Origin of the sequence: Paracoccus sp. N5 (genome assembly GCF_000371965.1) — a bacterium.
Lineage (GTDB): Bacteria > Pseudomonadota > Alphaproteobacteria > Rhodobacterales > Rhodobacteraceae > Paracoccus.
This window is the reverse complement of record NZ_AQUO01000001.1, coordinates 846,411-872,636: the sequence shown is the minus strand read 5'-3', so window position 1 is coordinate 872,636 and position 26,226 is coordinate 846,411. Positions and strand designations below refer to the sequence as shown.

The window sequence follows — 26,226 nt, the reverse complement described above, 5'->3', positions numbered from 1 at the left end:
GAGGCGTCGGAACCCGCCAAGGACTGCACTGGCGATCGGCGGCGCCCTCATGACATACCGCTTCCGTGATGAGCTCACTCGAGAGAACGGAGCTGCGCAGGCGACGGTCATCCCGCAATGCGTGAATTGCAGCAGCCTGTCGTCGGCGGGACCATCAACGGCCACATCTTACAGCCGCGCGTATAATTCCCCCAACCGTCCCGCCTCATCCGCCAGCCCATAGGGCGGATTGATCACGAACATGCCCGAGCCGACCATCCCATGCCCCGGCCGGGCCGGCGGGAAGCGGACCTCGGACAGCAGCGCCTCGGGGTGGTCGCGCAGCAGGGCTTGGACCATCGGGCGCTGGCGGTCGTCCAGCAGCAGCGGATACCACAGCGCGATGATGCCGACGTTCCATTTGCGCGCGATCTTGGCGATGTGGCGCGGGACGGAAGCGTAATCGGCCTTCACCTCATAGCTCGGGTCGATCAGCAGCAGCCCGCGCCGCGGTGTCGGCGGGCAGAGCGCATTCGCCATTTGGAACCCGTCCTGCCGGTGCAGATGCGCGAAGCCGGCGACGCGGGCCAGGGCGTCGTGCTCGGCCGGGTGTAGCTCGGCCAGATGCGCCTCGTCTTCGGGGCGCAGGAAATGCCGCGCGATCAGAGGCGAGCCGGGATAGGCCTGCGGGCCGTGCAGGGCGCGGATCTGGTCGAGCGCCTGGCGCAGCGGGTGGCCGGCGGGCAGCCAGTCCTGCGCCAGGGCGCGGGTGATGCCGGCATCGGCCTCGCCCGTGCGGGCCGATTCGGGACCCGAGAGATCGTAGAGCCCGCGCCCGGCGTGGGTTTCCAGATAGCTCAGCGGCTTCGGCTTGGCGGTCAGGTAGTCCAGCATCGACGCCAGCAGCGCGTGCTTGTGCAGGTCGGCCAGGTTCCCGGCGTGATAGGCGTGCTGATAGGACAACATGCGCTGCGCTTAAACCGAAGGGCCGCAAATGAAAAGCGGCGGTACCCAGGGAGGAGGAGGGGGCACCGCCGCGCAACGCTGGCCCAGGGAGGAGGAGGAGCCGCGTATGGGGTGCGGCAATGGCAGGGAGGAGGAGGCCATCACCGCGTGCATCCGGTCCCAGGGAGGAGGAGGGGACCGTCGCATCCGAACCCGCCTTGCGGCGGAAGTTTTGGGCGACGCCTCCAGGGAGGAGGAGGGAGGCGCCGCCGGAACAGCCAGGCCCAGGGAGGAGGAGGGGCCGGACCGCATCGGTGTGGCGGCGCCCCAGGGAGGAGGAGGGGGCGGCCGCCGGAACCGCGAAACCCAGGGAGGAGGAGGGGTTTCGCCGTATGGGGTGGCGGCATCCCCAGGGAGGAGGAGGGGGAGCCGCCTTAAGAGCAAGACCCAGGGAGGAGGAGGGGTCTTACCTTATCTGAGCGGCGGCATCCTCTAGGGAGGAGGAGGGAGGATGCCGCCTGAACCCGGACCCAAGGGAGGAGGAGTGGGTCGGGTGTCGGAATTCTTACTTCGCGCCCCAGGCGGCTTCGTAAGCCACGCCGCGGATCGCGCCGCGGTTCAGGCCCAGGTCGGCCAGGTCGCGGTTCGACAGTTGGTTCAGCTCGCGCAGGGTCTGGCGATATACCGACCGGCGGGCCATGTTGTCGCGGACATTGGCCACGAAGGTCGCGATCGCGCCGTGACCGGCGGCATTGCGGTGCGAACCGCTATGGATCAGATCGAGAACAGCCATTTCATACACTCTTTCGTCTTGCGGATGGCGCGTTGAGGTTCGCTTGCTTTCGCTTTTGCGGTGATCCCCGGTGCGCTGTTGGAGCTAACATGGCCCGTTTGCTGCGCTTGCACAATGGACGAAGACGCCATGCTGCTATGCAGAAACGGCATGGCTGTTTCGGGAACCCTGTTGCAAATCGTTAATATTTCGTGAGTTTTCGTGATGTCCGGCGAGCCGTGGACAGGATTACCGACCTCATGGGTCGTATTTTACCCGAGGTCACAGCGACTTAGCCGGGGATGCGCGTTTGTCGCGCCTTGCCGAGCCTGTCGCGAATTGCCATGCTGCGGGCGCTGCAATTGGGGGCCTGCCATGACCATTTCACGGGAACGTGTGCTCGAGGAGCTTTCGCGGATCGCGATTCCCGGGGGCGGAACCCTGGTTTCGCGCGACATGGTGCGGGCCCTGAACGTCGAATCGGGCATCGTGCGATTCGTCATCGAGGCCTCGGACCCCGCGCTGGCCCGCGCGCTGGCCCCGGTCGAGGCCGAGGCGCAGCGGCTGCTTTCGGCGCTGCCGGGGGTCGAGAAGGTGCAGATCGTCACCACCGCCCCCGCCGGGCCGCGCGGCGCCGCACCGCAGGTGACGGCGCGCTCGGGCCCGCCCGGGGCGCCGGCGCCCAGCCTGAAGATCGGCCGGCATCCGACGCCGCAGGCCGGCCCGGCGCCGGTCAGCGGCGTGGCGCGGATCCTCGCCATCGGCTCGGGCAAGGGCGGGGTCGGGAAATCGACGCTGACCTCGAACCTCGCCGTGGCGCTGGCGCGCAAGGGGCGGCGGGTCGGGCTGCTGGATGCCGATATCTATGGCCCCTCGCAGCCGCGCATGCTGGGACTGACCGGACAGCGCCCGAAAAGCGACGGCGACATGATCGAGCCGCTGCACGCGCATGGCGTCACCACCATGTCGCTGGGCCTGATGATGAAGGAAGGCGAGGCGGTGGTCTGGCGCGGTCCCATGCTGATGGGCGCGCTGCAGCAGATGCTGAACCAGGTGAAATGGGGCGAACTCGACGTGCTGCTGGTCGATCTGCCGCCCGGCACCGGCGACGTGCAGTTGTCGCTGTGCCAGAAGGCGCAGGTCACGGGGGCGATCATCGTCTCGACGCCGCAGGACGTGGCGCTGATCGACGCCCGCCGCGCCATCGACATGTTCGACAAGCTCAAGACGCCGGTGCTGGGGCTGGTAGAGAATATGTCCACCTATATCTGCCCGAACTGCGGGCACGAGGCGCATCTTTTCGGCCATGGCGGCGTTGCGGCCGAGGCGGCGAAGCTGAACCTGCCCTTTCTGGGCGAGATTCCCCTGAACCTCGAGGTGCGGCTGGCGGGCGACGCCGGCACGCCGGTCGCGGCCGGGGACGGGCCGGTGGCCGAATCCTTTGCCCGGCTGGCCGACCGGCTGATCGGCGGCGGCATGGCCTGATCCCCGGCCCCGTCCGCGGGCTTGGGAAAGCATGGGAACGGGCGCCGGGAATGCACGGGACAGGCGCAGTTTCCGAATCACCGCCGCGTGAAGCCCCGTGATTCTGCCGCTCCTTTCCGATTCCCGGCTGGCCCGGACCGGCTGACAGGGCGCCCTTCCGGGGCGCCCATGTCGATTCCGGGAATTGCTGGGATTTATTTGCCACAGCCTCGGGATGCACCAGATCTTGTGGTTAACGGCGGCTGGGCCGCGATACCTTCCCCGTGCTCTGCCAAGGTGTGAAATTGTTCGCCGGCTGTTCACGCGCGGAGGCCCGCCTGCTGCCCCGGTCGGTCCAAACAAATCCATTGCGTCCCATAAATTCCCATGTCATCCCTTTGCTCACGGAGACGGGCTTCAGGGGCACCAAGACCCCAAGGCGACAAGCAGGCTTCATACAGGCACCCGCTTCCGAAAAATGGCCTCTGCGACGCGCGAGCAGCACCTCCCCCAGGTGGCGTGAAACGCAGGGCACGATCCCCGAAACTACGGGGCCCAGAGATGGGAACGAGGGCGGCGGATCGGGCAGTGGCAGCAGCCCGATCCGCCCTTTCCTTTTCGGGAGACCGGAAAGGTCGGACAGTGAAAGGAGGGCGCGCCCTTGGCACGCCGGTTCAGAGGGTCGGAAGAGGTCAAGGTGGACGCGAAGGGCCGCGTTTCCATCCCGGCCAAGTTCCGTCGCGTCTTTGAATCCTCCGATCCCGACTGGCAGGCCGGCAAGCGCGCGCAACTGGTCATCGTCTATGGCACCCGCGACTGGAACTGGCTGCAACTCTTCACCATCAAGGCCATGGAAGAGATCGAGGACGGCATCGCCCGCATGCCGCGCGGCTCGGCCGGCCGCAACCTGCTGGAAAACATCTACCAGGGTCACGCCGACGAGGCCGAGATCGACGGCGACGGCCGCCTGGTCTTGCCGCAGAAGCTGCGCGAGAAGATCGGCCTGACCGACAGCGCCTTCTTCATCTCGGCCGGCGACAGCCTGAAGGTCTGGACCCCCGAGGCCTATGCCGAGGAAGAGCGTGCGCTGGAGGCCCGCGTGCCGGAACTGGAGCCGGGCGCCGACCCGCTGTCGCTGCTGGCTCTGGCCGCAAGGGACGAGGGTTAGATGGTGTCCGACCCGCATATCCCCGTCCTGCTTGGCCCGCTGTTGCGGGCCGTTGCGCCTGTTGAGGGCACCTGGGTCGACGGCACCTTCGGCGCCGGCGGCTATGCCCGCGGCCTGCTGGAGCAGGGCGCCGCGCAGGTCATCGGCATCGACCGCGATCCCAGCGTGTTCCGCATGGCCGAGGCTTGGGCCGGCGCATACGGCGACCGGCTGCGCCTGGTCGAAGGCACCTTCTCGGATCTCGACACGCTGGCCGGCGGGCCGGTGGACGGCGTGGTGCTGGACCTGGGCGTCAGCTCGATGCAGCTCGACCAGCCCGAGCGCGGGTTCTCGTTCCTGCGCGACGGCCCGCTGGACATGCGCATGGGCGGCGACGGGCCAACGGCGGCCGATCTGCTGAACACCGCCCCGGAAGCGGTCATCGCCGACGTGCTTTACCTTTACGGCGAGGAGCGCGCCTCGCGCCGCATCGCCAAGGCCATCGTGGCGGCGCGGCCGCTGAGCCGCACCGGGCAGCTGTCCGACATCGTCGCCGGCTGCCTGCCGCGCGCCAAGCCCGGGCAAAGCCACCCCTCGACCCGCGCCTTTCAGGCGATCCGCATCTGGGTCAACGACGAATTCGGCCAGCTCGTCGCCGGCCTCGCCGCGGCAGAGCGCGTGCTGCGGCCGGGCGGCAAGCTGGCCGTGGTCAGCTTCCATTCGCTCGAGGACCGCATCGTCAAGCGCTTCATGCAGGCGCGCTCGAACAGCGCCGGCGGCGGCAGCCGCCATGCGCCCGAGACCCGGCGGTCCGAGGCCGCCTTCACGCTGCCCTTCCGCCGCGCCATCGGCCCGGACGAGCAGGAACTGGCGGTGAACCCGCGCTCGCGCTCGGCCCTGCTGCGCGTCGGCATCCGCACCGACGCCCCGGCCGGCCGCGTCGATCCCGAGGCGCTGGGCCTGCCCCGTCTCGACGAAAGGGGGGCATGATGCGCTCGGTGCTTTACCTTTTGACCACGCTGGTCGTCATGGGCCTGGCCTTCTGGGCCTATCGCGAGAATTACCGCACCCAGGCCGCGATCGGCGAAATGTCCGAGATCCAGCGCCAGATCGGTCATCTGCGCGAGGAACTGGGCGTGATGCGCGCCGAATGGGCCTTTCTGAACCGGCCCGAGCGGCTGCGCCAGCTGGTGAACCTGAATTTCGACAAGCTGAAGCTGGTGCCCTTCGGCTCGGACCAGTTCGTCGACGTGGGCCAGGTCGCCTTCCCGACGCCCAAGGCGCCCGAGCCGCCGCCCGGCGCAGACATGCCCATCGAACGTCCCGCCGGCTATCCGCCGCGCCGTCCACAGGAGAGCACGCCATGATCCGCACCCCGCTGCGCCCGCTGGCCCGCATCCTTCGCGCCCGCGAGAAGGGCGAGAATCCCGACGCCATCGAGGCCGAGAACCGCGCCCAGCGTCACGCCGAGATCCAGGAAAGGGCGCGCGGCAGCGCCCGCACCCGGCTGTTCTTCATGTCCTGCGCCTTTGCGGCGGCGTTTTGCACCGTGGGCCTGAAGATGGGCGTGCTGGCCTCGTCCCACCCGGCCGAGCCGCGGGTGCAGACCTCGGGCGCGCAGATCATCTCGCAGCGCGCCGATATCACCGACCGCCAGGGCCGGGTGCTGGCGACGAACCTGCTGACCCATTCGCTCTATGCCCATCCGCATCAGATGGTCGATCCCCAGGGCGCGGCCAAGGCGCTGGTCGGGATCTTTCCCGACCTGAGCCTGGAGCGGTTGCAGAAGGATTTCACCGGCAAGCGCACCTTCGTCTGGATCAAGAAGAAGATCAGCCCGGAACAGATGCAGGCCGTCCACGACATCGGCGAGCCGGGCCTGCTGTTCGGCCCGCGCGAGATGCGGCTTTATCCGAACGGCCATATCGCCAGCCATATCCTGGGCGGCGCCACCTTCGGCAAGGAGGGCGTGGCCGACGCCGAGGTCGTGGGCGTCGCCGGCGTCGAAAAGGCCTTCGACCGCTGGCTGCGCGACCCGGCCAATGATGGCGCGCCGCTGAGCCTGTCGCTGGACCTGACCGTTCAGGCGGCGATGGAGGAGGTGCTCGGCAACGGCATGAAGGTCATGAACGCCAAGGGTGCGACCGGCATCCTGATGGAGGTCAAGACCGGCGAGATCGTGGCCATGGCCAGCCTGCCCGATTTCGATCCCAACGACCGGCCGCGGCCGCTGCTCAAGGGCGACCCCTCGGACAGCCCGCTGTTCAACCGCGCGGTGCAGGGCCAGTATGAACTGGGCTCGACCTTCAAGATCTTCCCGGTGGCGCAGGCCATCGACCTGAAGCTGGTCAGCCCGACGACGATGATCAACGGCAAGTCGCCGCTGCGCATCGGCAAATACCTCATCAGCGAATTCAACGGCCACCAGTATGGCGCGCAGATCTCGGTCGCGGACATCATCGCCAAGTCGTCGAACGTCGGCACGGTGCGCGTGGCGCAACTGCTGGGCCCCGAGCGGCAGAAGGACTTCCTGGAGCGCCTGGGCCTGTTCGAGCCGACGCCCATCGAGATGAGCGAGGCGCCGACCGGCAAGCCCCTGGTGCCGCAGCGCTGGCCCGCCGTGACCTCGGCCACGGTGGCCTTCGGCCACGGTCTGGCGGCCAGCCCGCTGCATCTGGCCTCGGCCTATGCCACCATCGCCAATGGCGGCAAGCGGGTGCGCCCGACGCTGATCCACGACCGCTCGCGCCGCGAGGGCGAGCAGGTGCTGTCGGCATCCGCCGCCCATACCGCGATGCAATTGCTGCGCCAGGTGGTGACGCGCGGCACCGCGCGCTCGGCCGATGTCCCGGGCTACGAGGTCGCCGGCAAGACCGGCACCGCCGACAAGCCGCGCCCGACCGGCGGCTATTACAAGAACAAGGTCGTGGCGACCTTCGCTTCGGCCTTCCCGGTCAGCGACCCGCGCTATGTGCTGGTGGTGTCCCTGGACGAGCCCTCGGCCGGGCTGGCCGGCGGCGGCGAAAGCCGCACGGCGGGCATGACCGTGGCCCCCGTCGCGGGCGAGATGATCCGCCGCGTCGCGCCGCTTCTGGGCCTGCGTCCCAGCACCGAAACCCAGTTGCCGACGGTTGAACGGCCTTTGCCCGATGGGCTAAAGCTCGTCTCGAATTGATGAACGGGGGTTTCGTGGCGGATCGGGCGATGCGGCTGTCCCTTCTGGGGCTGAGGGGGGACAAGGGGCGCGACCCCGAGGTGACGGGCATGGCCGTCGATTCGCGGCAGGTGAAACCGGGCTTCCTGTTCGCGGCGCTGCCCGGCTCGGCCACGCATGGCGGCGCGTTCATCCAATATGCGCTGCGCCAGGGCGCGGGCGCCGTGCTGACCGACCGCAAGGGCGCCGAGATCGCGGCGGCCGAACTGGCCGGCTCGGACGCGGCGCTGGTGGTGGCCGAGGATCCGCGCGCCGCGCTGGCCGGGGCCGCCGCGCTGTGGTTCGCCGCCCAGCCGGAAACCATGGTTGCCGTCACCGGCACCTCGGGCAAGACCTCGGTTGCGACTTTCACGCGGCAGATCTGGCAGGCGCTGGGCCACAAGGCGATCAGCCTGGGCACCATGGGCGTGCAGGGCGATTACCAGGCGAAACTGGCCCATACCACGCCCGAGCCGATCACCCTGCACCGCGTGCTGGCCGAGGCCGCCGCCGAGGGCGTCACCCATGCCGCGATGGAGGCATCGAGCCACGGGCTTGATCAGCGCCGGCTGGACGGGGTGCGGCTGAAAGCCGGTGCCTTCACCAATTTCAGCCAGGACCACCTGGACTACCACAAGAACTTTGACGATTATTTCTCCGCCAAGGCCTTGCTTTTCAACCATATCCTGGACGAGGGCTCTGCTGCGGTGGTCAATGTCGACGACCCGCGCGGCCGGCAGATGGCGCAGATCGCGCGCGAGCGTGGCCTGGCCCTGACCACCATCGGCCAGGCCGAGGGCGCCGACCTGCGCATCCTGGGCCAGCGCTACGACGCGACCGGGCAGGACCTGCGCTTTTCCTGGCACGGCCAGGCGCATCTGGTCCGTCTGGCGCTGATCGGCGGCTTCCAGGCCGAGAACGTGCTGGCCGCTGCCGGCCTCGCCATCGCCGCCGGCGATGAGCCCGCCCGGGTGATCGAGACCCTGCCGGGCCTGACCACCGTGCGCGGCCGCATGGAACTGGCCGCGGTGCGCGACAATGGCGCGGCGGTCTTCGTCGATTACAGCCACAAGCCCGGGGCGCTGGCCTCGGCCCTGCAATCGCTGCGGCCGCATGTCATGGGCCGCATCGTCGTGGTCTTCGGCGCCGGCGGCGACCGCGACCGGCTCAAGCGCCCGCTGATGGGCGAGGCGGCGCGCGCCTTTGCCGACGTGGTCTATGTCACCGACGACAACCCGCGCTCGGAGGACCCGGCCGCGATCCGCGCCGAGGTCATGGCCGGCGCCGGCCCCGAGGCGCATGAGATCGGCGACCGCGCCGAGGCGATCCTGCGCGGCGTCGATGCCCTGCAACCCGGCGACGCGCTGCTGATCGCCGGGAAGGGCCACGAGACCGGCCAGATCATCGGCAGCGACGTCTATCCCTTCGACGATGCGGAACAAGCCTCGGTCGCCGTCGCCGCGCTGGATGGCAAGATATGACGCTCTGGACCTCTGACGCCGCGGCGCGGGCCACCGGCGGCCGCGCCACCCGCGATTTTGTGATCACGGGCGTGTCCATCGACACCCGCACACTGCGGCCCGGCGACCTGTTCGTGGCGCTGAAGGATGTGCGCGACGGCCATGACTTCGTCGCCCAGGCGCTGGACAAGGGCGCCGCCGCCGCGCTGGTCAGCCGCATCCCGGAGGGCGTGGCCCCCGACGCGCCGCTGCTGGTCGTCCCCGATGTCCTGGCCGCGCTGGAATCGCTGGGCCGCGCCGGCCGCGCCCGGATGCAGGGCAAGGTCATCGCCATCACCGGCTCGGTCGGCAAGACCTCGACCAAGGAAATGGCCCGCATCGCGCTGACCGGTCAGGGCGTGATCCACGCCGCCGAGGCCAGCTACAACAACCACTGGGGCGTGCCGCTGACCTTGGCGCGGATGCCGGAAGACACCGATTTCGCCATCATCGAGATCGGCATGAACCACCCCGGCGAGATCGAGCCGCTGGCCCGCCTTGCCCGCCCGCATGTCGCGATGATCACCACGGTCGCGGCCGCGCATCTGGAGGCCTTCGGCGCCATCGAGGGCATCGCCCGCGAAAAGGGCGCGATCTTCGCCGGCCTGACCCAGCCCGGCACCGCCATCATCCCCGAGGACCTGCCCGTCACCCAGCTTCTGCGCGACTGCGCGGACGAGGCCGGCGCCATCGTCATCGGCTTCGGCCAGCACGGCATGGCGCAACCCCTGAAGGCCGAGACCGTGGACGGCACCACCCGGGTCCGCGCCCGCATCCTGGGCGAGGTGGTGGATTTCACCCTCGCCACCGCCGGCACGCATTTCGTGATGAATGCGGTCGGCGTGTTGGCCGCGCTGTCGGCCGCCGGCGCCGATCCGGCCGCGGCGGCGACACATCTTGCGGACTGGAACCCGCCGCTGGGCCGTGGCGCGGTCGAGGACCTGGGCGGCCTGCGGCTGATCGACGACGCCTATAACTCGAACCCGACCTCGCTCTCGGCCGGCCTGGCGACGCTGGCGCGGCTGACCGGCGGGCGGCGGGTGGCGATCCTGGGCGACATGCTGGAGCTTGGCCCGGACGAACTCGCCATGCATGCCGGCATGGCGCAGGACCCCTCGATCCCGGCGGTCGACCTGGTCCATACCGCCGGCCCGCGCATGCGCGCCCTGCACGAGGCGCTGCCGGAAAACCGCCGCGGCGTGCATGCCGAGACTGCCGCCGAACTGGCCCTGCGCGTCGGCGATTTGGTCGCGACCGGCGATATCGTGCTTGTGAAGGGCTCCAAATCCTCGCGGGTCTCGACGGTGGTTGACGCGCTGCGGCGGACGCGCCAAAGCACGGCGCCTGGCGAAAGGACAGCGTAATGCTCTATTGGCTCACGAACCTCTCCGACGGCGGGGATTTCTTCAACCTTTTCAGATATATCACCTTTCGCGCCGGCGGCGCCTTCTTCACCGCCCTGGTCTTCGGCTTCTTCTTCGGCCGGCCGCTGATCGACCTTCTGCGGCGCAAGCAGAAAAAGGGCCAGCCGATCCGCGACGACGGCCCGCAAAGCCACCTGTCCAAGGCCGGCACCCCGACCATGGGCGGGCTCTTGATCCTCGCGGCGCTGACGCTGGGCACGCTCCTTTGGGCGCGGCTCGACAATGGCTATGTCTGGATCGTGCTCCTGGTGACGCTGGGCTTTGCCGCCATCGGCTTTGCCGACGATTACGCCAAGGTCACGAAACAGCACCACGCCGGGCTCTCGGGCCGGGTCCGGCTGCTGATCGGCCTGTGCATCGCCACCGCCGCCGGCGCCGCCGCCGCCTGGCTGCATCCGGCCGCGCTCAGCGGCGAACTGGCGCTGCCCTTCTTCAAGAACGCGCTGATCAACCTGTCGGTCCTCTACGTGCCCTTCACCGTCATCGTGATCCTCGGCGCCGCCAATGCGGTGAACCTCACCGACGGCCTCGACGGGCTGGCGATCATGCCGGTGATGATCGCCGCCGCCACCTTCGCGGTGATCGCCTATATGGTCGGCAACGCCAATTTCGCCAATTACCTCGGCGTGCATTTCGTGCCCGGCACCGGCGAGCTTGCGGTCTTCGTCGCGGCGCTGATCGGCGGCGGCCTCGGGTTCCTCTGGTACAACGCCCCGCCGGCGGCGGTCTTCATGGGCGACACCGGCAGCCTGGCCCTCGGCGGCGCGCTCGGCGCCATCGCCGTGGTCACCAAGCACGAGATCGTGCTGGCCATCGTCGGCGGCCTCTTCGTGGTCGAGGCGCTGTCGGTCATCATCCAGGTGCTCTACTTCAAGCGCACCGGCAAGCGCGTCTTCCTGATGGCCCCGATCCACCACCATTTCGAGAAGAAGGGCTGGGGCGAGGCGCAGATCGTCATCCGCTTCTGGATCATCGCGCTGATCCTGGCGCTGATCGGGCTTGCCACGCTCAAGCTGCGCTGATCCTTCTTTGTTCCAGAAATACCCTCGGGGGGTCCGGGGGGCGAAGCGCCCCCGGCCTTCCATAGCGAAGGCAGAACCATGATCCCCGTCCAAGGCGTCCAGAACCAGACCATCGCCGTGCTCGGCCTCGGCCGCTCGGGCCGCGCCACCGCCGCCGCCCTGACCGAGGGCGGTGCCCATGTCGTCGTCTGGGACGACGGCGCCGACACCCGCGAACAGGCCGCCGCCGACGGCATGGCCGTGCTCGACCTGACGCGCGAGGCGAACTGGGACGGCGTCAGCGCGCTCATCACCAGCCCCGGCATCCCGCATCTCTATCCCAAGCCGCACCCGGTCATCGCCATGGCCTACGAACTCGGCGTGCCGGTCGACAATGACATCGGGCTGTTCTTCCGCAGCTTCGCCACAAGCGACTGGGAAGGCTACGACATCACGCCGCGCGTCATCGCCATCACCGGCTCGAACGGCAAATCCACCACCACGGCGCTGATCCATCACATCCTGCGCGAGGCCGGGCGCCCGACCCAGCTTGGCGGCAATATCGGCACCGGCGTGCTGTCGCTCGACCCCGCCCATGACGGCGAGGTGGTGGTGCTGGAACTCTCCAGCTACCAGACCGACCTGGCCCGGGCTCTGACGCCCGATGTCGCGGTCTTCACCAATCTCTCGCCCGACCACCTCGACCGCCACGGCGGCCCCGGCGGCTATTTCGCTGCCAAGCGCCGGCTTTTCGCCGAGGGCGGCCCCGACCGTGCCGTGATCGGCGTCGACGAGATCGAGGGCCGCTACCTTGCCGACCAGCTCGCCATGGCGCCCTCGGACGACCGGGTGATCCGCATCTCCTCGGGGCAGAAGCTGGAGCGCTTCGGCTGGTCGGTCTTTGCCCGCAAGGGCTTCCTTTCGGAATGCCGCAAGGGCCGCCAGGTCGCCTCGATCGACCTGCGCGAGATCAAGGGCCTGCCGGGCGAGCACAACCACCAGAACGCCTGCGCCGCCTATGCCGCGACCCGCGCCGTCGGCCTCGCCCCGCGCGAGATCGAGCGCGCCTTCCACAGCTTCGAAGGCTTGCCGCACCGCAGCCAGCGCGTGGCCGAGATCGACGGCGTGGCCTGGGTCAACGACAGCAAGGCCACCAATGTCGACGCCGCCGCCAAGGCGCTGACGGCCTTCCGCAACATCCGCTGGATCGCCGGCGGCATGGGCAAGGACGGCGGCATCGAGGCGCTGCAACCCTTCCTCGGCCATGTGGTCAAGGCCTATCTGATCGGCCATTCCGCGCGCGATTTCGCGCTGCAACTCGGCCAGACCCCGCATGAGGTGCTGGAGACCATGGACCAGGCCGTGGCCCGCGCCGCGGCCGAGGCGCAGCCCGGCGAAACCGTGCTGCTCGCCCCCGCGGCCGCCAGCTTCGACCAATACCCGAATTTCGAAAAGCGCGGCGAGCATTTCACCGCCCTGGTCAAGGCCTTGCAGGGCTGAGATCGCGCCGGCGGCACGGCCGCAGGGGTATTTGGAGAACAAAGAAGGCCGGCGATTTCACCGTTTTTCAAATACCCAAATCCCACCCGCGCCAGGCAGAGCGGCCGGGCCAATGAAAAGGCCCCGGGGGAACCGGGGCCTTCCTGCATCCTGCCGGCAGGATCAGAAGGAATAGCCGATCCGCATTGCCACGGCCCAGACCTCGCTGTCGTCCATGTCGGCGACCTCGCGCTTGGCGCCGCTGGGGCCGACGCCCAGGGTCGCATCGCCCAGCTTGGTATAGTTGATGCCGGTGGTGATCTTGATGTTGTCCATCGTATAGATCGCCGCCACCGTCACCGCCTTGCGGCCGTTCACCGGCGCCAGGGGCGAGACCGTGTCGCCCTCGCTCGGCTCATAGAGGAACGAGACCGAGCCCGACCAGTTGTCGGTGAACTTGCGGCCGACGCCCAGCGTATAGGTGGTGGTGTCCTCGACCTCGACCAGCGGGATCTCCCCGGCGGGGGTGGCGATGGGGAACAGGAAGTTTTCCACCTTGAACTCGGACCATTTCACCCAGCGGATCGAGCCGAACAGCAGGGTATCCGCGGCGATGCCGGTCTGGCCCTCCAGCGTCCAGCTGCGCGGGGTCTTGACGGTATACTGGTCCTGGAAGGCGATCGGCAGCGGCCCGCCGGTCTCGGTCATGTCGAAATCATGCTCGATGGGCGAATTGTAGGTCAGCGAGACCCGCGCCGCGATGTCCGGCCGTTCCCAGGCGATGCCGGCCACCCAGCCGAGCCCCCAGGCGCCGTCGATGTCCAGGTCATAGCCCGAGGTCGTGGCATAGCCCGCGCCCTGCAGCCGGACATGGCCGTCGGCATGCGAGCCGCGCAACCCGCCATGCACCGAGAAGTTGTTCTCGAACTTGTAGCGCAGCAAGGCGGTATAGGTGGTCGAGTTCACCTCGACCGCGGTGCCGCCCAGCACCGGGGAATTCGCGCCCGGATACAGGATGTCGGCGCCGAAGGGCTGTTCGACGATGATGGCGCCGGACAGGTTCGGCGTGAACTGGTGCTTGTAGGCCAAGCCAAAGAAGCCATAGCCCTGCGCGACGTCGCCGGTGGCGACGCCGGCGACATCCGTGCCCTTGACGCTGGGATTGACGCCGCCGAAGCTCAGCTCGACATAGTTGCCGTTCTCGAACAGCGGCGCCAGCGATTGCGGCGCACGCTCGATCCCGCCTGCAAGGACGGGCGCGGCGCTGGCCAGCAGGGCGCCGATGCCGGTGACGATCCTATTCATGAAATTCCTCCCCTTGAACCGGCCCTTGCAGAACCGCTGGGTTCAGCCTGCGACACGCGCGGCGGTTGCGTCAATCGGCGCCGCCGGATGACGCGGCGTTCCGGTGCAGACGGCGGCGCCGGCGTGGCGCGGCGGCAACGATGGCGGCAGCGCCGCCGCCGCCCGATCCGGCCGAAACCGGCAGCCGGGGCGTGCGATGCTCTGGACATTCCGGCCGGCCCGTGAAATGGGAAACTGCCAAACGAACCCCGTGACAGGATGCTCCCATGCAGATTCGTGAGGCTTTGACCTTCGACGATGTTCTTCTCGTTCCTGCGGCTTCCTCGGTGATGCCCTCGACCGCCGACGTGACCACCCATGTCACCCAGCGGATCCGCATGAATATCCCGCTGCTGTCGTCGGCCATGGATACCGTCACCGAAAGCCGCATGGCCATCGCCATGGCCCAGGCCGGCGGCATCGGCGTGATCCACCGCAACCTGACCGCCGAGCAGCAGGCCGACGAGGTGCGCCGGGTCAAGCGCTTCGAATCCGGCATCGTCTACGATCCCATCACGCTGACCCCGGACCAGACCATCGCCGACGCCCGCGCGTTGCAGGAGCGCTATAACGTCACCGGCTTTCCGGTCGTCGATGCCGAGGGCCGTGTCGTCGGCATCATCACCAACCGCGACATGCGTTTCGCCGCCAGCGACGACATGCCGGTCAAGGCGGTGATGACCGGCGACAACCTCGCCATCCTGCGCGAGCCCGCCGACCGGGCCGAGGCGATCAGCCTGATGAAGGCGCGCCGCATCGAGAAGCTGCTGGTGACGAATTCCTCGGGCCGGCTGACCGGCCTCCTGACGCTGAAGGATACCGAGAAGGCCGTGCTGAACCCGCTGGCCTGCAAGGACGAGCTGGGCCGGCTGCGCGTCGCCGCCGCCTCGACCGTCGGCGAGGAGGGTTATGAGCGCAGCCTGGCGCTGGTCGAGGCCGGGGTGGACCTGGTGGTCATCGACACCGCCCATGGCCATTCCGAGGGCGTGGCCAAGGCCGTCGCCCGCATCAAGGCGCATTCGAACCAGGTGCAGGTGGTTGCCGGAAACGTCGCCACCGCCGAGGCGGCGCGCGCGCTGGTCGATGCCGGCGCCGATGCGATCAAGGTCGGCATCGGTCCCGGTTCGATCTGCACCACCCGCATCGTCGCGGGCGTCGGCGTGCCGCAGCTGACCGCGATCATGGACGCGGTGCGCGGCGCCGGCGACGTGCCGGTCATCGCCGATGGCGGCATCAAGTTCTCGGGCGATTTCGCCAAGGCCATCGCGGCGGGGGCCAGCTGCGCCATGGTCGGCTCGGCCATCGCCGGCACCGATGAAAGCCCGGGCGAGGTGATCCTCTATCAGGGCCGCAGCTTCAAATCCTATCGCGGCATGGGCAGCCTGGGCGCCATGGCGCGCGGCTCGGCCGACCGCTATTTCCAGAAGGACGCGGCCTCGGACAAGCTGGTCCCGGAAGGGATCGAGGGCCAGGTGCCCTACAAGGGCTCGGCCGCCGCGGTGATCCACCAGCTGGTCGGGGGCCTGCGCGCCGCCATGGGCTATACCGGCAATGCCACCGTGGCCGAAATGCGCGGCGGCTGCGAATTCGTGCGCATCACCGGGGCGGGGCTGAAGGAAAGCCATGTCCACGACGTGCAGATCACCCGCGAAAGCCCGAACTACCGCCTGGGCTGAAGGCCGCTAACCCGATCTTAACCGGACTGCCGTAAAGGTCGCGAGGGAACCACCTTCGCGGCCTTTCATGCTTTTCCGGGCTTTCCTTTTCCTTCTGGCGCTTGGCGCGCTGGCCCTTGGGCCTGGGCGGGGCGTGGCGCTGCCCTCGGCCGATGTCTGCGAATGGGCGGCCGAGCAGGCGGCGCAGGAATATGGCGTGCCGGCGGACATCATGGGCGCGCTGACCCTGACCGAGACCGGGCGGCGGCTGGACGGCCTCGTGCGCCCCTGGGCCTGGAGCGCCAATGCCGAGGGCGAGGGCACCTGGTTCGACGACCCCGCCAGCGCCGTGGCCTTTGCCGAGGATCGCGTGGCGCAGGGCCGCACCAATATCGACATCGGCTGCTTCCAGCTGAATTTCCGCTGGCATGGCGAGAATTTTTCCTCGGTCGCGCAGATGTTCGACCCGCTGGAGAATGCCCGCTATGCGGCGCGTTTCGTGCGCGGGCTCTACGGTGAAACCGGCGACTGGCGCGCCGCGGCGGGGGCCTTCCATTCCCGCACTCAGGTCCATGCGCAGAAATATCTGGCGCGCTTCGACACGCTGCGGCAGATGCTGCGCGAGCGCGGCTTCCAGGGCCTGACCGACGGGCCCGAGACCTACAACAGCTTCGCCGCGATCACCTCGGGGCAGCGCAAACAGGTGCGTGAAAGGGTGATGCTGCTGGGCGCCCCCCTGGGCACCGGCGTCACCGGCACGCCCGGCTCGCTGGCCGCCATCGGCCAGGGGCGCGGCGCCACGCTGACCCGGGCGCGGGGGCCGCTGCTTCTGGCCTCGCGCGGGCCGCTGGCCGGGCGCGCGGACGAGCTGGACCCCCAGGCGGCCGCCGGGCCCGATCCGCCCGAGCCGCCGCCCGGCTGGGATTGACAAACGCGCCGCATCGGCCTTTCTGCCGGTTGTTTTCCCATCCCGCGCCGGGGGCGCAGGCCACATGACCCCAGCCGCCCGCATCGCCGCGGCCATCCAGATCCTCGACCGCATCCTGGCGGGCGACCCGGCCGAGCCGGCGCTGCTGCGCTGGTCCCGCGCCAGCCGCTTCGCCGGCTCGGGCGACCGCGCCGCGGTGCGCGACCTGGTCTTCGACAGCCTGCGCCGGCTGCGCTCGCGCGCGGCGCTGGGCGGGGCCATGACCGGGCGCGGGCTGATGCTGGGCCTGTGCCGCGACGAGGGCATCGAGCCCTCCACGATCTTCACCGGCGAGGGCCATGCCCCGCCGCCGCTTGCGCCGGCCGAACAGGCGGTAACGGCGCCCGGCAGGGTGGGCGAGCGGCTGGACCTGCCCGACTGGCTGCTGCCACTGTGGCAGCAATCGCTGGGCGATGAGGCCGAGCCGGTGGCGCTGGCCCTGCGCGACCGCGCCCCGGTCTGGCTGCGCGTCAACCTGCGCCGCACCACCCCCGAGGCTGCCGCGGCCGCCCTGGACCGCGACGGCATCGCCGTGGCGCCGCATGCCGCGCTTGCCTCGGCCCTGCGCGTGACCCAGGGCGCCCGCCGGCTTGCCAGTTCGGCCGCCTATCGCGACGGGCTGGTCGAGTTGCAGGATCTGTCGCCGCAGCTTGCCTGCGCGCTGCTGCCGGCGCAGGGCAGCCTGCTCGACCTTTGCGCGGGCGGCGGCGGCAAGGCGCTGGCGCTGGCCGCGCGCGGGGCGGGGCTGGTCGTGGCGCATGACATCGACCCCGGCCGGATGGCCGACCTGCCCAACCGGGCCGAGCGCGCGGGCGTGCGTATCCGGCTGGCCGCGCCGGGCGGCGTCTCGGGCCGGTTCGATCTGGTCGTGGCCGACGTGCCCTGTTCCGGCAGCGGCACCTGGCGGCGCACGCCCGATGCGAAATGGCGCCTGACCGCTGCCGACCTTGCCCGCCTGCAGCAGACCCAGGCGCAGATCCTGGATCAGGCCGCAGGATTCGTCGCGCCGGGCGGGCACCTGGCCTATATGACCTGTTCGCTGCTTAATGCCGAAAATGCGGATCAGGCCGGGGCTTTCCTGTCCCGCAACGCCCATTTCAGCCTGCTCGAGCAACGGCGGTATTCACCGCTGACGGCCTCGGACGGATTTTTCCTGGCGCTGATGCGCCGGTGTTAACCGCCTGTTAACCCGCATGCGCTACTCCGAGCGGAAACGACTGGTGGCGAGGCGGCTGATGATTTCCGAACGGGCAGAGATCCTGCGCTCGGCGCAGATCCTGGTGCCTTTCCTGGTGCTGCCGGTCCTGGCCGGCGCGCTGTGGCTGGCGCTGTCGAACGGCCCGGCGCCGGGCGGCACGACGCTGCTGGCGGCGGGGGCGGCGGCGCTGGCCTGGTATCTGCTGGGCGGTGCGATCTCGGCCCGGCACCTGCATCGCGGGCTGGCGGTGCGGCGCGAGCTGGCGCGGGCCATGCCGGCCGTGCTGGCCCATGACCTGCCCGCGCTTGCCGTCGATCCGCAGGGGCTGATTCTGGCGCAGAACGCGCCGGCGCTGGACCGCCTGGGCGATCTGGTCGGCCGCCCCGTCACCGATCTGCTGCGCCGCCGGCACGCCGATCCGCAGGCGCAATGGCACGCCTTGGGCATCCGCCTGGCCCGCAGCGGCCGCGGGTGCAGCGACCTGGGCGAGCTCGGCCATTTCGCCATCGCGCGCGAGGCGGGCGGGCTGGTGCAGCTGTGGCTGGCAACAGAGCCCGAACCGGCGGCGCTGATCCCGGCCGAGCCGCCCCGCGCGACCGGCGACGATTTCGACCTGCTGCCGGTGGCGCTGCTGATGCTGGACCCCTCGGCCCGGATCCTGCGCGCCAATGCCGCCGCCTGCCAGCTGCTGGGCAGCGACATCGCCGGGCAGGGGCTGGCCGCGCTGCTGGACGGCCTGGGCCGCGAACTGGGCGACTGGGTCGGCGACATCTGCGCCGGCCGCACGCTCGGCGGTTCCGAGGTGCTGCATGTCAGGGCCGAGGGGCCCGAGCGTTTCGTCCAGGTCACGGTGGCGCGCGGGCAGGGCGATCACGCCACGGCGGTGCTGTCGGACGCCAGCGCGCTGAAGACGCTCGAGGCGCAGTTCGTGCAAAGCCAGAAGATGCAGGCCATCGGCCAGCTTGCCGGCGGAATCGCGCATGATTTCAATAACCTGCTGACGGCGATCACCGGTCATTGCGACCTGCTGATGCTGCGCCACGACAAGGCCGACCCGGATTACGCCGACCTGGACCAGATCAGCCAGAACGCCAATCGCGCAGCCGCGCTGGTGCGCCAGCTCTTGGCCTTTTCGCGCAAGCAGACGCTCAAGCCGCAGATCATGGACCTGCGCGACACGCTCTCGGACCTGACGCATCTGTTGAACCGGCTGGTGGGCGAGCGGATCGTGCTGACCTTCGACCACGACCCCTCGCTGCGCATGATCCGCGCCGACCGCCGCCAGCTGGAACAGGTCATCATGAACCTTGTGGTGAATGCCCGCGACGCCATGCCCGAGGGCGGCGACATCACCGTCAGCACCGACAATGTCCGACTGGACAGCCCCTCGGGCGTCGGGCGCGCCACGCTGCCGGCGGGGGATTACGTGCGGGTGCAGGTGCGCGACCAGGGCTGCGGCATCGCGCCGGACGACCTGGCCAAGATCTTCGAGCCCTTCTTCACCACCAAGCGCCTGGGCGAGGGCACCGGGCTTGGCCTCTCGACCGCCTATGGCATCGTCAAGCAGACCGGCGGCTATATCTTCTGCGACAGCGCGCCGGGCGAAGGCAGCTGCTTCTCGCTGTTCTTCCCGGCGCATGACCGCGCCGCCGTCGAGGAGCCGGCGCCCGAGCCCGCGGCGCCGATGCGCGCCCGACGCGAGGTCGAGGCCACGGTGCTGCTGGTCGAGGACGAGGCCCCGGTCCGCGCCTTTGCCAGCCGCGCCCTGAAGTTGCAGGGTTTCAACGTGCTGGAAGCGGCCTGCGCCGAGGATGCGCTGTCGCTGCTTTCCGACCAGCGGCTGCTGGTCGATGTCTTCGTGACCGACGTGGTGATGCCGGGAATGGACGGGCCGTCCTGGGTCAGGACCGCGCTGCGCGACCGGCCCGATACCAGGGTGATCTTCATGTCGGGCTATGCCGAGGATATCTTCTCGGAGGGCAGCCCGGTGCCGGACGCCGCCTTCCTGGCCAAGCCGTTCTCGCTGTCGGACCTGACCGCGCTGGTCACGCGCCAGCTGGAAGCGGCGCATTGAGCATCCGGCCTACAGCGACTGGTAAAGCTGGAAGTCGCGCTGCATCAGCCGGCGCAACTCGGACTCGTGCCCGGGGCTCAGGCTGACGTCCACGGCCGGCGGCACGTTGACGCGCGGCAGGCTGATGGCGCAGTCGAGGCTGTCCTCGAGAAAATGGGTGAAGCTTTCGATGTCCTCGTAGCGAAAGATCCGGTCGACCCGATCCTGGCCCGCGGTCAGGAAATCCGCCTGGTTGCCGACGCGGGCCACGGCGGCGCCCTGCGGGTCGACATAGGCGCGGGCGAAATCGGCGAAATCCAGGCCGGTCATCGCGTGTTCGGCGTCCTCGCTGTCGTCGCGCAGGCGAAAGCGATACCAGCTGCGCAGCCAGTCCAGCGGCTCGCGCATCAGCGCGATGGTGGTGAAATGGTCGCCGGTGACCGAATGCAGCCAGGGCGCGATATGGCTGCGGTAATGGCCAAGGTCGGTGTGCTTCAGCTCGGCCGGGCGGCGGACGGCGAGGCTGGCCAGCGGCTCGAGCGCGGTTTCGATCGCGGTCGAGCCGGCCTTCGGCGTCGCGAGAAACACCAGGCGGCGTTCCCAGAAGATCAGCATGTCCACATCTTTCAGCCAGGGGCGGAACAGCGGCGGGATAGTGCTTCGCCCGGCGCGTGTAAACCGTTTCTTAATCTTTCCGGCGCAGGCTGGCGGTCGGCAGGGCTGATTCGTCAAGCAGGACTTGCTTTTTCGCCCGGATGGGCACAAATAGGAACAACTCGTGAACAAATCACGGGCGGGCATCGATTGCCCCGGCGGTCGGGGTGTGAAATAAGCATGAGGACGGCATGGCAGGGGCAACACTTTTCGACATGAACGACAAGCGATCGGCAGACAAGCAGAAGGCTCTGGACAGCGCGCTGGCCCAGATCGAACGGCAGTTCGGCAAGGGCTCGATCATGAAGCTGGGCGCCGACAATCCGGTGGCCGAGATCGAGGCGACCTCGACCGGCTCGCTGGGGCTCGACATCGCGCTGGGCATCGGCGGTTTGCCCAAGGGCCGCATCATCGAGATCTTCGGCCCCGAAAGCTCGGGCAAGACCACGCTGACGCTGCATGTGGTCGCCGAAGAGCAGAAGAAGGGCGGCGTCTGCGCCTTTGTCGATGCAGAACACGCGCTGGATCCGCAATATGCCAAGAAGCTGGGCGTGAACCTGGACGAGCTGCTGATCAGCCAGCCCGATACCGGCGAACAGGCGCTGGAGATCGTCGATACGCTGGTGCGCTCGGGTGCGGTGAACCTGGTGGTTGTCGACTCGGTCGCGGCGCTGACGCCCAAGTCCGAGATCGAGGGCGACATGGGCGACATGCAGATGGGCAGCCAGGCCCGGCTGATGAGCCAGGCCATGCGCAAGCTGACCGCCAGCATCGGACGCAGCAACTGCATGGTGATCTTCATCAACCAGATCCGCATGAAGATCGGCGTGATGTTCGGCAATCCCGAGACCACGACCGGCGGCAATGCGCTGAAATTCTATGCCTCGGTGCGGCTCGACATCCGCCGCACCGGCTCGATCAAGGATCGCGACGAGGTGGTGGGCAACGCCACCCGCGTCAAGGTGGTCAAGAACAAGGTCGCGCCGCCCTTCCGCCAGGTCGAATTCGACATCATGTATGGTGAGGGCATCTCGAAGGTCGGCGAGTTGATCGACCTGGGCATCAAGGCCGGCGTGGTCGAGAAATCGGGCAGCTGGTATTCCTATGGCGACGAGCGCATCGGCCAGGGTCGCGAGAATGCCAAGCAATACCTGCGCGACAATCCCGAGGCGGCCTATGCCATCGAGGACAAGATCCGCGCCAGCCACGGCCTGGATTTCGGTGCGACCGACGAAGCGGACGACTCGCTGACCGAGGAGTGAACCCGGGTCGACAGGCCCGACGGGATGCGCGGCATGGCCGCTATCCCCGGGGGCTTTGCCCCCACGCCTCCCGTGCCCCTCGATGGGGCGCGGGAGGCGTCCCCCCAGGATATTTCTCCAAGAAAGAAGCCGCGTCTGCCCATGCGGGATTGCTGGACAGCCGCCATGGCTGGGGCTAGACCGGGCGGCAAACCGGCCCTGGCCGGGGGAACCGCATTGCGATGAAGGCCTGCCATGCCCAGCTTGAATGACATCCGTTCGACTTTCCTGAACTTCTTCGAACGCAACGGCCATCGGATCGTCGAGTCGAGTCCGCTGGTGCCCAGGAACGATCCCACCCTGATGTTCACCAACTCGGGCATGGTGCAGTTCAAGAACCTGTTCACCGGGGTCGAGACCCGCGACTACAACCGGGCCACCACGGCGCAGAAATGCGTCCGCGCCGGCGGCAAGCACAACGACCTCGACAATGTCGGCTATACCGCGCGGCACCATACCTTCTTCGAGATGCTGGGGAATTTCAGCTTCGGCGACTATTTCAAGTCGGACGCCATCCCCTTTGCCTGGGAACTGCTGACCAAGGATTTCGGCATCCCGAAGGACAAGCTGCTGGTCACCGTCTATCACACCGACGACGAGGCCGCGACCATCTGGAAGAAGGTCGCGGGCCTGACCGACGACCGCATCATCCGCATCCCGACCGACGACAATTTCTGGCGCATGGGCCCGACCGGCCCCTGCGGCCCCTGCACCGAGATCTTCTACGACCACGGCGACCAGATCTGGGGCGGCCCGCCCGGCTCGGCCGACGAGGATGGCGACCGCTTCATCGAGATCTGGAATCTGGTCTTCATGCAGAACGAGCAGTTCGAGGACGGCTCGATGCGCGCGCTCGACATGCAATCGATCGACACCGGCATGGGGCTGGAGCGGATCGGCGCGCTTCTGCAAGGCAAGCACGACAATTATGACACCGACCTGATGCGCAGCCTGATCGAGGCCAGCGCGCATGCGACCAGCGCCGACCCGGACGGCCCCGGCAAGGTGCATCACCGCGTCATCGCCGATCACCTGCGCTCGACCAGCTTCCTGATCGCCGACGGGGTGATGCCCTCGAACGAGGGGCGCGGCTATGTGCTGCGCCGGATCATGCGCCGCGCCATGCGCCACGCGCATATGCTGGGCGCCAAGGATCCGGTCATGCACCGCCTGGTGCCGGCGCTGGTGCGCCAGATGGGCACCGCCTATCCCGAACTCGGCCGCGCCCAGGCGCTGATCGAGGAGACGTTGCGGCTCGAGGAGACGCGCTTCAAGCAGACCCTCGACCGCGGCTTGCGGCTGCTCGACGACGAGCTGTCGCGCCTGCCCGAGGGCGCGAACCTGCCGGGCGAGGCGGCCTTCAAGCTTTACGACACCTATGGCTTCCCGCTGGACCTGACCCAGGACGCGCTGCGCGAAAAGGGCCGCAGCGTCGATACCGCCGGCTTCGACGCCGCCATGGCCGAGCAGAAGGCCAAGGCGCGCGCCGCCTGGGCCGGCTCGGGCGAGACCAAGGACGCCGCGATCTGGTTCGACATCGCCGAAGAGCATGGCGCCACCGAATTCCTCGGCTATGACACCGAGATCAGCGAGGGCCAGATTCTGGCGCTGGTGCAGGACGGCGCCGCGGTCGAGCAGGCGGGCGAGGGCCAGCAGGTGCAGATCGTCGTCAACCAGACGCCCTTTTATGGGGAATCCGGCGGCCAGGTCGGCGATACCGGGCTCATCAAGACCGAGACCGGCGCCGCCCGCGTCACCGATACGAAAAAGGCCAATGGCGTCTTCATCCATGTCGCCGAGGTGACGCTGGGCACCATCGGCCGCGGCCAGGGCGCGCAGCTTTCGGTCGACCACGACCGGCGCTCGGCCATCCGCGCCAACCACTCGGCCACCCACCTGTTGCACGAGGCGCTGCGTCGCGCCTTGGGCGAGCATGTCGCGCAGCGCGGCAGCCTGAACGCGCCCGACCGGCTGCGCTTCGACTTCAGCCACGGCAAGGCGCTGACCGCCGAGGAGATCGCCCAGGTCGAACGCGAGGTGAACGACTTCATCCGCCAGAACACTCCGGTCGAGACCCGGATCATGACCCCCGACGACGCCCGCGCCCTGGGCGCCCAGGCGCTGTTCGGCGAGAAATACGGCGACGAGGTGCGCGTCGTGTCCATGGGCGAGCTCGAGGGCTCGGGCAAGGGCAGCGGCGGCCAGACCTATTCGCTGGAGCTGTGCGGCGGCACCCATGTCGGGCGCACCGGCGACATCGGCATGTTCGCCCTGACCACCGAGACCGCCTCGGCCGCCGGCATCCGCCGCATCGAGGCGCTGACCGGGCAGGCGGCGATGGACGAATTGCGCCGCGTGGACGCCGAGCTTTCGGAAATCGCCGGCATTCTCAAGGCGCAATCGGGCGATGTGGTGAACAAGGTCCGCGCGCTGGCCGAGGAACGCAAGGCCCTGGCCAATGAGATCGCGCAGCTGAAGCGCCAGCTGGCCATGGGCGGCGGCGCCGAGGATAAACCCAAGGACATCAATGGCATCAGGCTGATCGCCCGCCGCGTCGATGGCGTTTCCGGCAAGGAACTCGGCCCGCTGGTCGATGAGATGAAGGCGCGTCTCGGCTCGGGCGCCGTGGTGGTGCTGGCCGAGGCGGATGGCAAGGCGACGGTGGCCGCGGGCGTCACCCCGGACCTGGCCGGCCGGCTCAGCGCGGTCGAGCTGGTGCAGGCCGCGACCGTCGCCCTGGGCGGCAAGGGCGGCGGCGGCCGCCCCGACCGCGCGCAGGGCGGCGCCCCCAGCCTCGCGGCCGCGGACCAGGCCATCGCCGCCGTGGAAGCCCTGATCGGAGAGAAGGCATGACCGCGCTCTGGATTGCCCATGTGACCGTGACCGACCCCGAAGCCTATGGCGAATATGCCCGGCTGGCCGGCCCGGCCATCGCCGCGCATGGCGGGGTCTTCCTAGCCCGCGGCTCGCGCTTCGTGCAACTGGAGGGGACCGAGCGGCCGCGCAATGTCGTCGCCCGCTTTCCCAGCGTCGAGGCCGCGGTGGCCTGCTACCAGTCGGCGGAATACCAGGCGGCGCTGGAGCATGCCCGGAATGCGGCAGAGCGCGAGCTTGTGATCGTCGAGGAAAATCCCGCCTGACGGTTTTTGGTGATTCGTTAGGATTTCCGTGCTAGGCCTTGGAAAAGCACGGAAACGGGGGCAGGGAATGTGTCGCTGGGCAGCCTATGTCGGCAGTCCGATCTATCTCGAGGATGTCATCTGCCGTCCCGGTCATTCGCTGGTGCGGCAAAGCCACGGCGCCATGCGCTGCCATACGCCGGTCAATGCCGATGGTTTCGGCCTGGCCTGGTATGGCGACCGGCCCGAGCCCGGCCTTTATCGCGACATCATGCCGGCCTGGTCGGACAGCAACCTGAAAAGCCTGACCGCGACGCTGAAATCGCATCTGTTCCTGGCGCATGTCCGCGCCTCGACCGGCACCGCGACCAGCCGCAACAATTGCCATCCCTTCGTCGTCGGCCGCTGGAGCTTCATGCACAACGGCCAGTTCGGCGGCTATGACGGCTATCGCCGCCATGCCGAGGCGCTGATTCCCGACGAATTCTATCCGCATCGCAAGGGCGCCACCGACAGCGAGGTGCTGTTCCTGATGGCCCTGGGCGAGGGGCTCGACAGCGATCCCGCCGGCGCCATGGCCCGCGCCACCGCGAAATTCGAGGCCTTGGCCCGCCAGCGCGGCGATGCGCCGCATGTGCGGCTGACGGCGGCCTTCTCGGACGGCGAGCGGCTCTATGCGCTGCGCTATGCCAGCGACGATCAGGCGCCGACGCTCTATCACCGCTGGTCGGACAGCCGCAACGGCCGCGCCGTGGTTTCCGAACCCTTGGAAAGCGACGAGGCCGAATGGCAGGAAATCCCGCAGAAGAGCTTCTGCGTCTTCCAGGGCGAGCAGGTGGCGATCACCCCTTTCCTGCCCAGCCCCGTCAGCGCCGCCGCCTGACGACGCCGGTATTTTCACCGTTTTTCAAATACCCGACCCGGCGGCGCAAGCGGCCGGACGGCGTCCCGGCACCTGACCGGCGCAAGAGCCGGCGCGCGTCGTTCCAGCACCGCGGCGCCGGACGCGGCGGGATACGGCCCATCGCCCCG

General features: G+C 68.8%; 21 protein-coding genes. 17 read left to right on the top strand and 4 right to left on the bottom strand.

All coding sequences use genetic code 11. The features are described 5' to 3' along the window. Positions 1-168: 168 nt before the first annotated feature. Positions 169-945, bottom strand: a complete 777-nt coding sequence (rlmJ, locus tag PARN5_RS0104375; RefSeq protein WP_017998558.1) for a 23S rRNA (adenine(2030)-N(6))-methyltransferase RlmJ — start codon at positions 943-945, stop codon at positions 169-171. 544 nt (positions 946-1,489) lie between these two features. Further along, positions 1,490-1,717 (bottom strand): DUF1127 domain-containing protein, encoded by a 228-nt coding sequence (locus PARN5_RS0104370; protein ID WP_017998557.1) that lies wholly within the window; start codon positions 1,715-1,717, stop codon positions 1,490-1,492. 354 nt (positions 1,718-2,071) lie between these two features. On the opposite strand from PARN5_RS0104370, the gene PARN5_RS0104365 reads away from it, so the two are divergent. From PARN5_RS0104365 to murD, 9 genes are all read left to right on the top strand, one after another. After that, on the top strand, positions 2,072-3,181 hold the full coding sequence (locus tag PARN5_RS0104365; protein ID WP_026155166.1) for an Mrp/NBP35 family ATP-binding protein: 1,110 nt from the start codon (positions 2,072-2,074) through the stop codon (positions 3,179-3,181). Between the two features lie 640 nt (positions 3,182-3,821). Continuing rightward, positions 3,822-4,328 (top strand): division/cell wall cluster transcriptional repressor MraZ, encoded by a 507-nt coding sequence (gene mraZ, locus PARN5_RS0104360; RefSeq protein WP_026155165.1) that lies wholly within the window; start codon positions 3,822-3,824, stop codon positions 4,326-4,328. Beyond that, positions 4,329-5,297, top strand: coding sequence for a 16S rRNA (cytosine(1402)-N(4))-methyltransferase RsmH (gene rsmH / locus PARN5_RS0104355; RefSeq protein ID WP_017998554.1), 969 nt, complete (start codon positions 4,329-4,331; stop codon positions 5,295-5,297). Then, positions 5,294-5,674: a hypothetical protein gene (locus tag PARN5_RS0104350; protein WP_017998553.1), complete on the top strand. Its 381-nt coding sequence runs from the start codon at positions 5,294-5,296 to the stop codon at positions 5,672-5,674. The genes rsmH and PARN5_RS0104350 overlap by 4 nt, the downstream gene beginning before the upstream one ends. After that, on the top strand, positions 5,671-7,482 hold the full coding sequence (locus tag PARN5_RS0104345) for a penicillin-binding protein 2 (RefSeq protein WP_017998552.1): 1,812 nt from the start codon (positions 5,671-5,673) through the stop codon (positions 7,480-7,482). Before PARN5_RS0104350 ends, PARN5_RS0104345 begins: the two co-directional genes overlap by 4 nt. 14 nt (positions 7,483-7,496) lie before the next feature. Then, a complete protein-coding gene (locus PARN5_RS0104340; RefSeq protein WP_026155164.1) occupies positions 7,497-8,981 on the top strand; it encodes a UDP-N-acetylmuramoyl-L-alanyl-D-glutamate--2,6-diaminopimelate ligase in 1,485 nt (494 codons plus the stop codon). Beyond that, entirely contained in the window at positions 8,978-10,363 is a 1,386-nt protein-coding gene (gene murF / locus PARN5_RS0104335) for a UDP-N-acetylmuramoyl-tripeptide--D-alanyl-D-alanine ligase (protein ID WP_017998550.1), read from the top strand. Before PARN5_RS0104340 ends, murF begins: the two co-directional genes overlap by 4 nt. Then, positions 10,363-11,445: a phospho-N-acetylmuramoyl-pentapeptide-transferase gene (gene mraY / locus PARN5_RS0104330; protein WP_017998549.1), complete on the top strand. Its 1,083-nt coding sequence runs from the start codon at positions 10,363-10,365 to the stop codon at positions 11,443-11,445. The genes murF and mraY overlap by 1 nt, the downstream gene beginning before the upstream one ends. A 78-nt stretch (positions 11,446-11,523) precedes the next feature. Further along, positions 11,524-12,924: a UDP-N-acetylmuramoyl-L-alanine--D-glutamate ligase gene (murD, locus tag PARN5_RS0104325; protein WP_017998548.1), complete on the top strand. Its 1,401-nt coding sequence runs from the start codon at positions 11,524-11,526 to the stop codon at positions 12,922-12,924. Between the two features lie 162 nt (positions 12,925-13,086). Here the strand turns inward: murD and PARN5_RS0104320 are convergent, their stop codons facing one another. Next, positions 13,087-14,208 (bottom strand): outer membrane protein transport protein, encoded by a 1,122-nt coding sequence (locus tag PARN5_RS0104320; protein ID WP_017998547.1) that lies wholly within the window; start codon positions 14,206-14,208, stop codon positions 13,087-13,089. A 266-nt stretch (positions 14,209-14,474) separates the two neighbouring features. Between PARN5_RS0104320 and guaB the strand changes: the two genes are divergently transcribed. From guaB to PARN5_RS0104300, 4 genes are all read left to right on the top strand, one after another. After that, entirely contained in the window at positions 14,475-15,923 is a 1,449-nt protein-coding gene (guaB, locus tag PARN5_RS0104315) for an IMP dehydrogenase (protein ID WP_017998546.1), read from the top strand. Positions 15,924-15,990: 67 nt separating this feature from the next. Next, positions 15,991-16,830, top strand: a complete 840-nt coding sequence (locus tag PARN5_RS22830) for a hypothetical protein (RefSeq protein ID WP_017998545.1) — start codon at positions 15,991-15,993, stop codon at positions 16,828-16,830. Positions 16,831-16,894: 64 nt separating this feature from the next. Beyond that, entirely contained in the window at positions 16,895-18,046 is a 1,152-nt protein-coding gene (locus PARN5_RS0104305; RefSeq protein ID WP_017998544.1) for an RsmB/NOP family class I SAM-dependent RNA methyltransferase, read from the top strand. 58 nt (positions 18,047-18,104) lie between these two features. Continuing rightward, complete coding sequence (locus PARN5_RS0104300; RefSeq protein WP_017998543.1) at positions 18,105-20,141, top strand: ATP-binding protein; 2,037 nt, start codon at positions 18,105-18,107, stop codon at positions 20,139-20,141. Between the two features lie 9 nt (positions 20,142-20,150). On the opposite strand, the gene PARN5_RS0104295 is transcribed toward PARN5_RS0104300, so the two are convergent. Next, positions 20,151-20,735, bottom strand: a complete 585-nt coding sequence (locus PARN5_RS0104295; protein ID WP_017998542.1) for a sulfotransferase family 2 domain-containing protein — start codon at positions 20,733-20,735, stop codon at positions 20,151-20,153. Between the two features lie 230 nt (positions 20,736-20,965). Between PARN5_RS0104295 and recA the strand changes: the two genes are divergently transcribed. From recA to PARN5_RS0104275, 4 genes are all read left to right on the top strand, one after another. Beyond that, complete coding sequence (gene recA, locus PARN5_RS0104290; RefSeq protein WP_026155163.1) at positions 20,966-22,036, top strand: recombinase RecA; 1,071 nt, start codon at positions 20,966-20,968, stop codon at positions 22,034-22,036. A gap of 234 nt (positions 22,037-22,270) precedes the next feature. Beyond that, positions 22,271-24,928, top strand: coding sequence for an alanine--tRNA ligase (gene alaS, locus PARN5_RS0104285; RefSeq protein ID WP_017998540.1), 2,658 nt, complete (start codon positions 22,271-22,273; stop codon positions 24,926-24,928). Then, positions 24,925-25,215, top strand: coding sequence for a DUF1330 domain-containing protein (locus PARN5_RS0104280; RefSeq protein WP_017998539.1), 291 nt, complete (start codon positions 24,925-24,927; stop codon positions 25,213-25,215). The genes alaS and PARN5_RS0104280 overlap by 4 nt, the downstream gene beginning before the upstream one ends. A 67-nt stretch (positions 25,216-25,282) precedes the next feature. Beyond that, the gene (locus PARN5_RS0104275) at positions 25,283-26,077 is read left to right on the top strand and encodes a class II glutamine amidotransferase (protein ID WP_017998538.1); all 795 of its coding nucleotides are present in this window, start codon (positions 25,283-25,285) and stop codon (positions 26,075-26,077) included. The last annotated feature ends 149 nt before the right edge of the window (positions 26,078-26,226 follow it).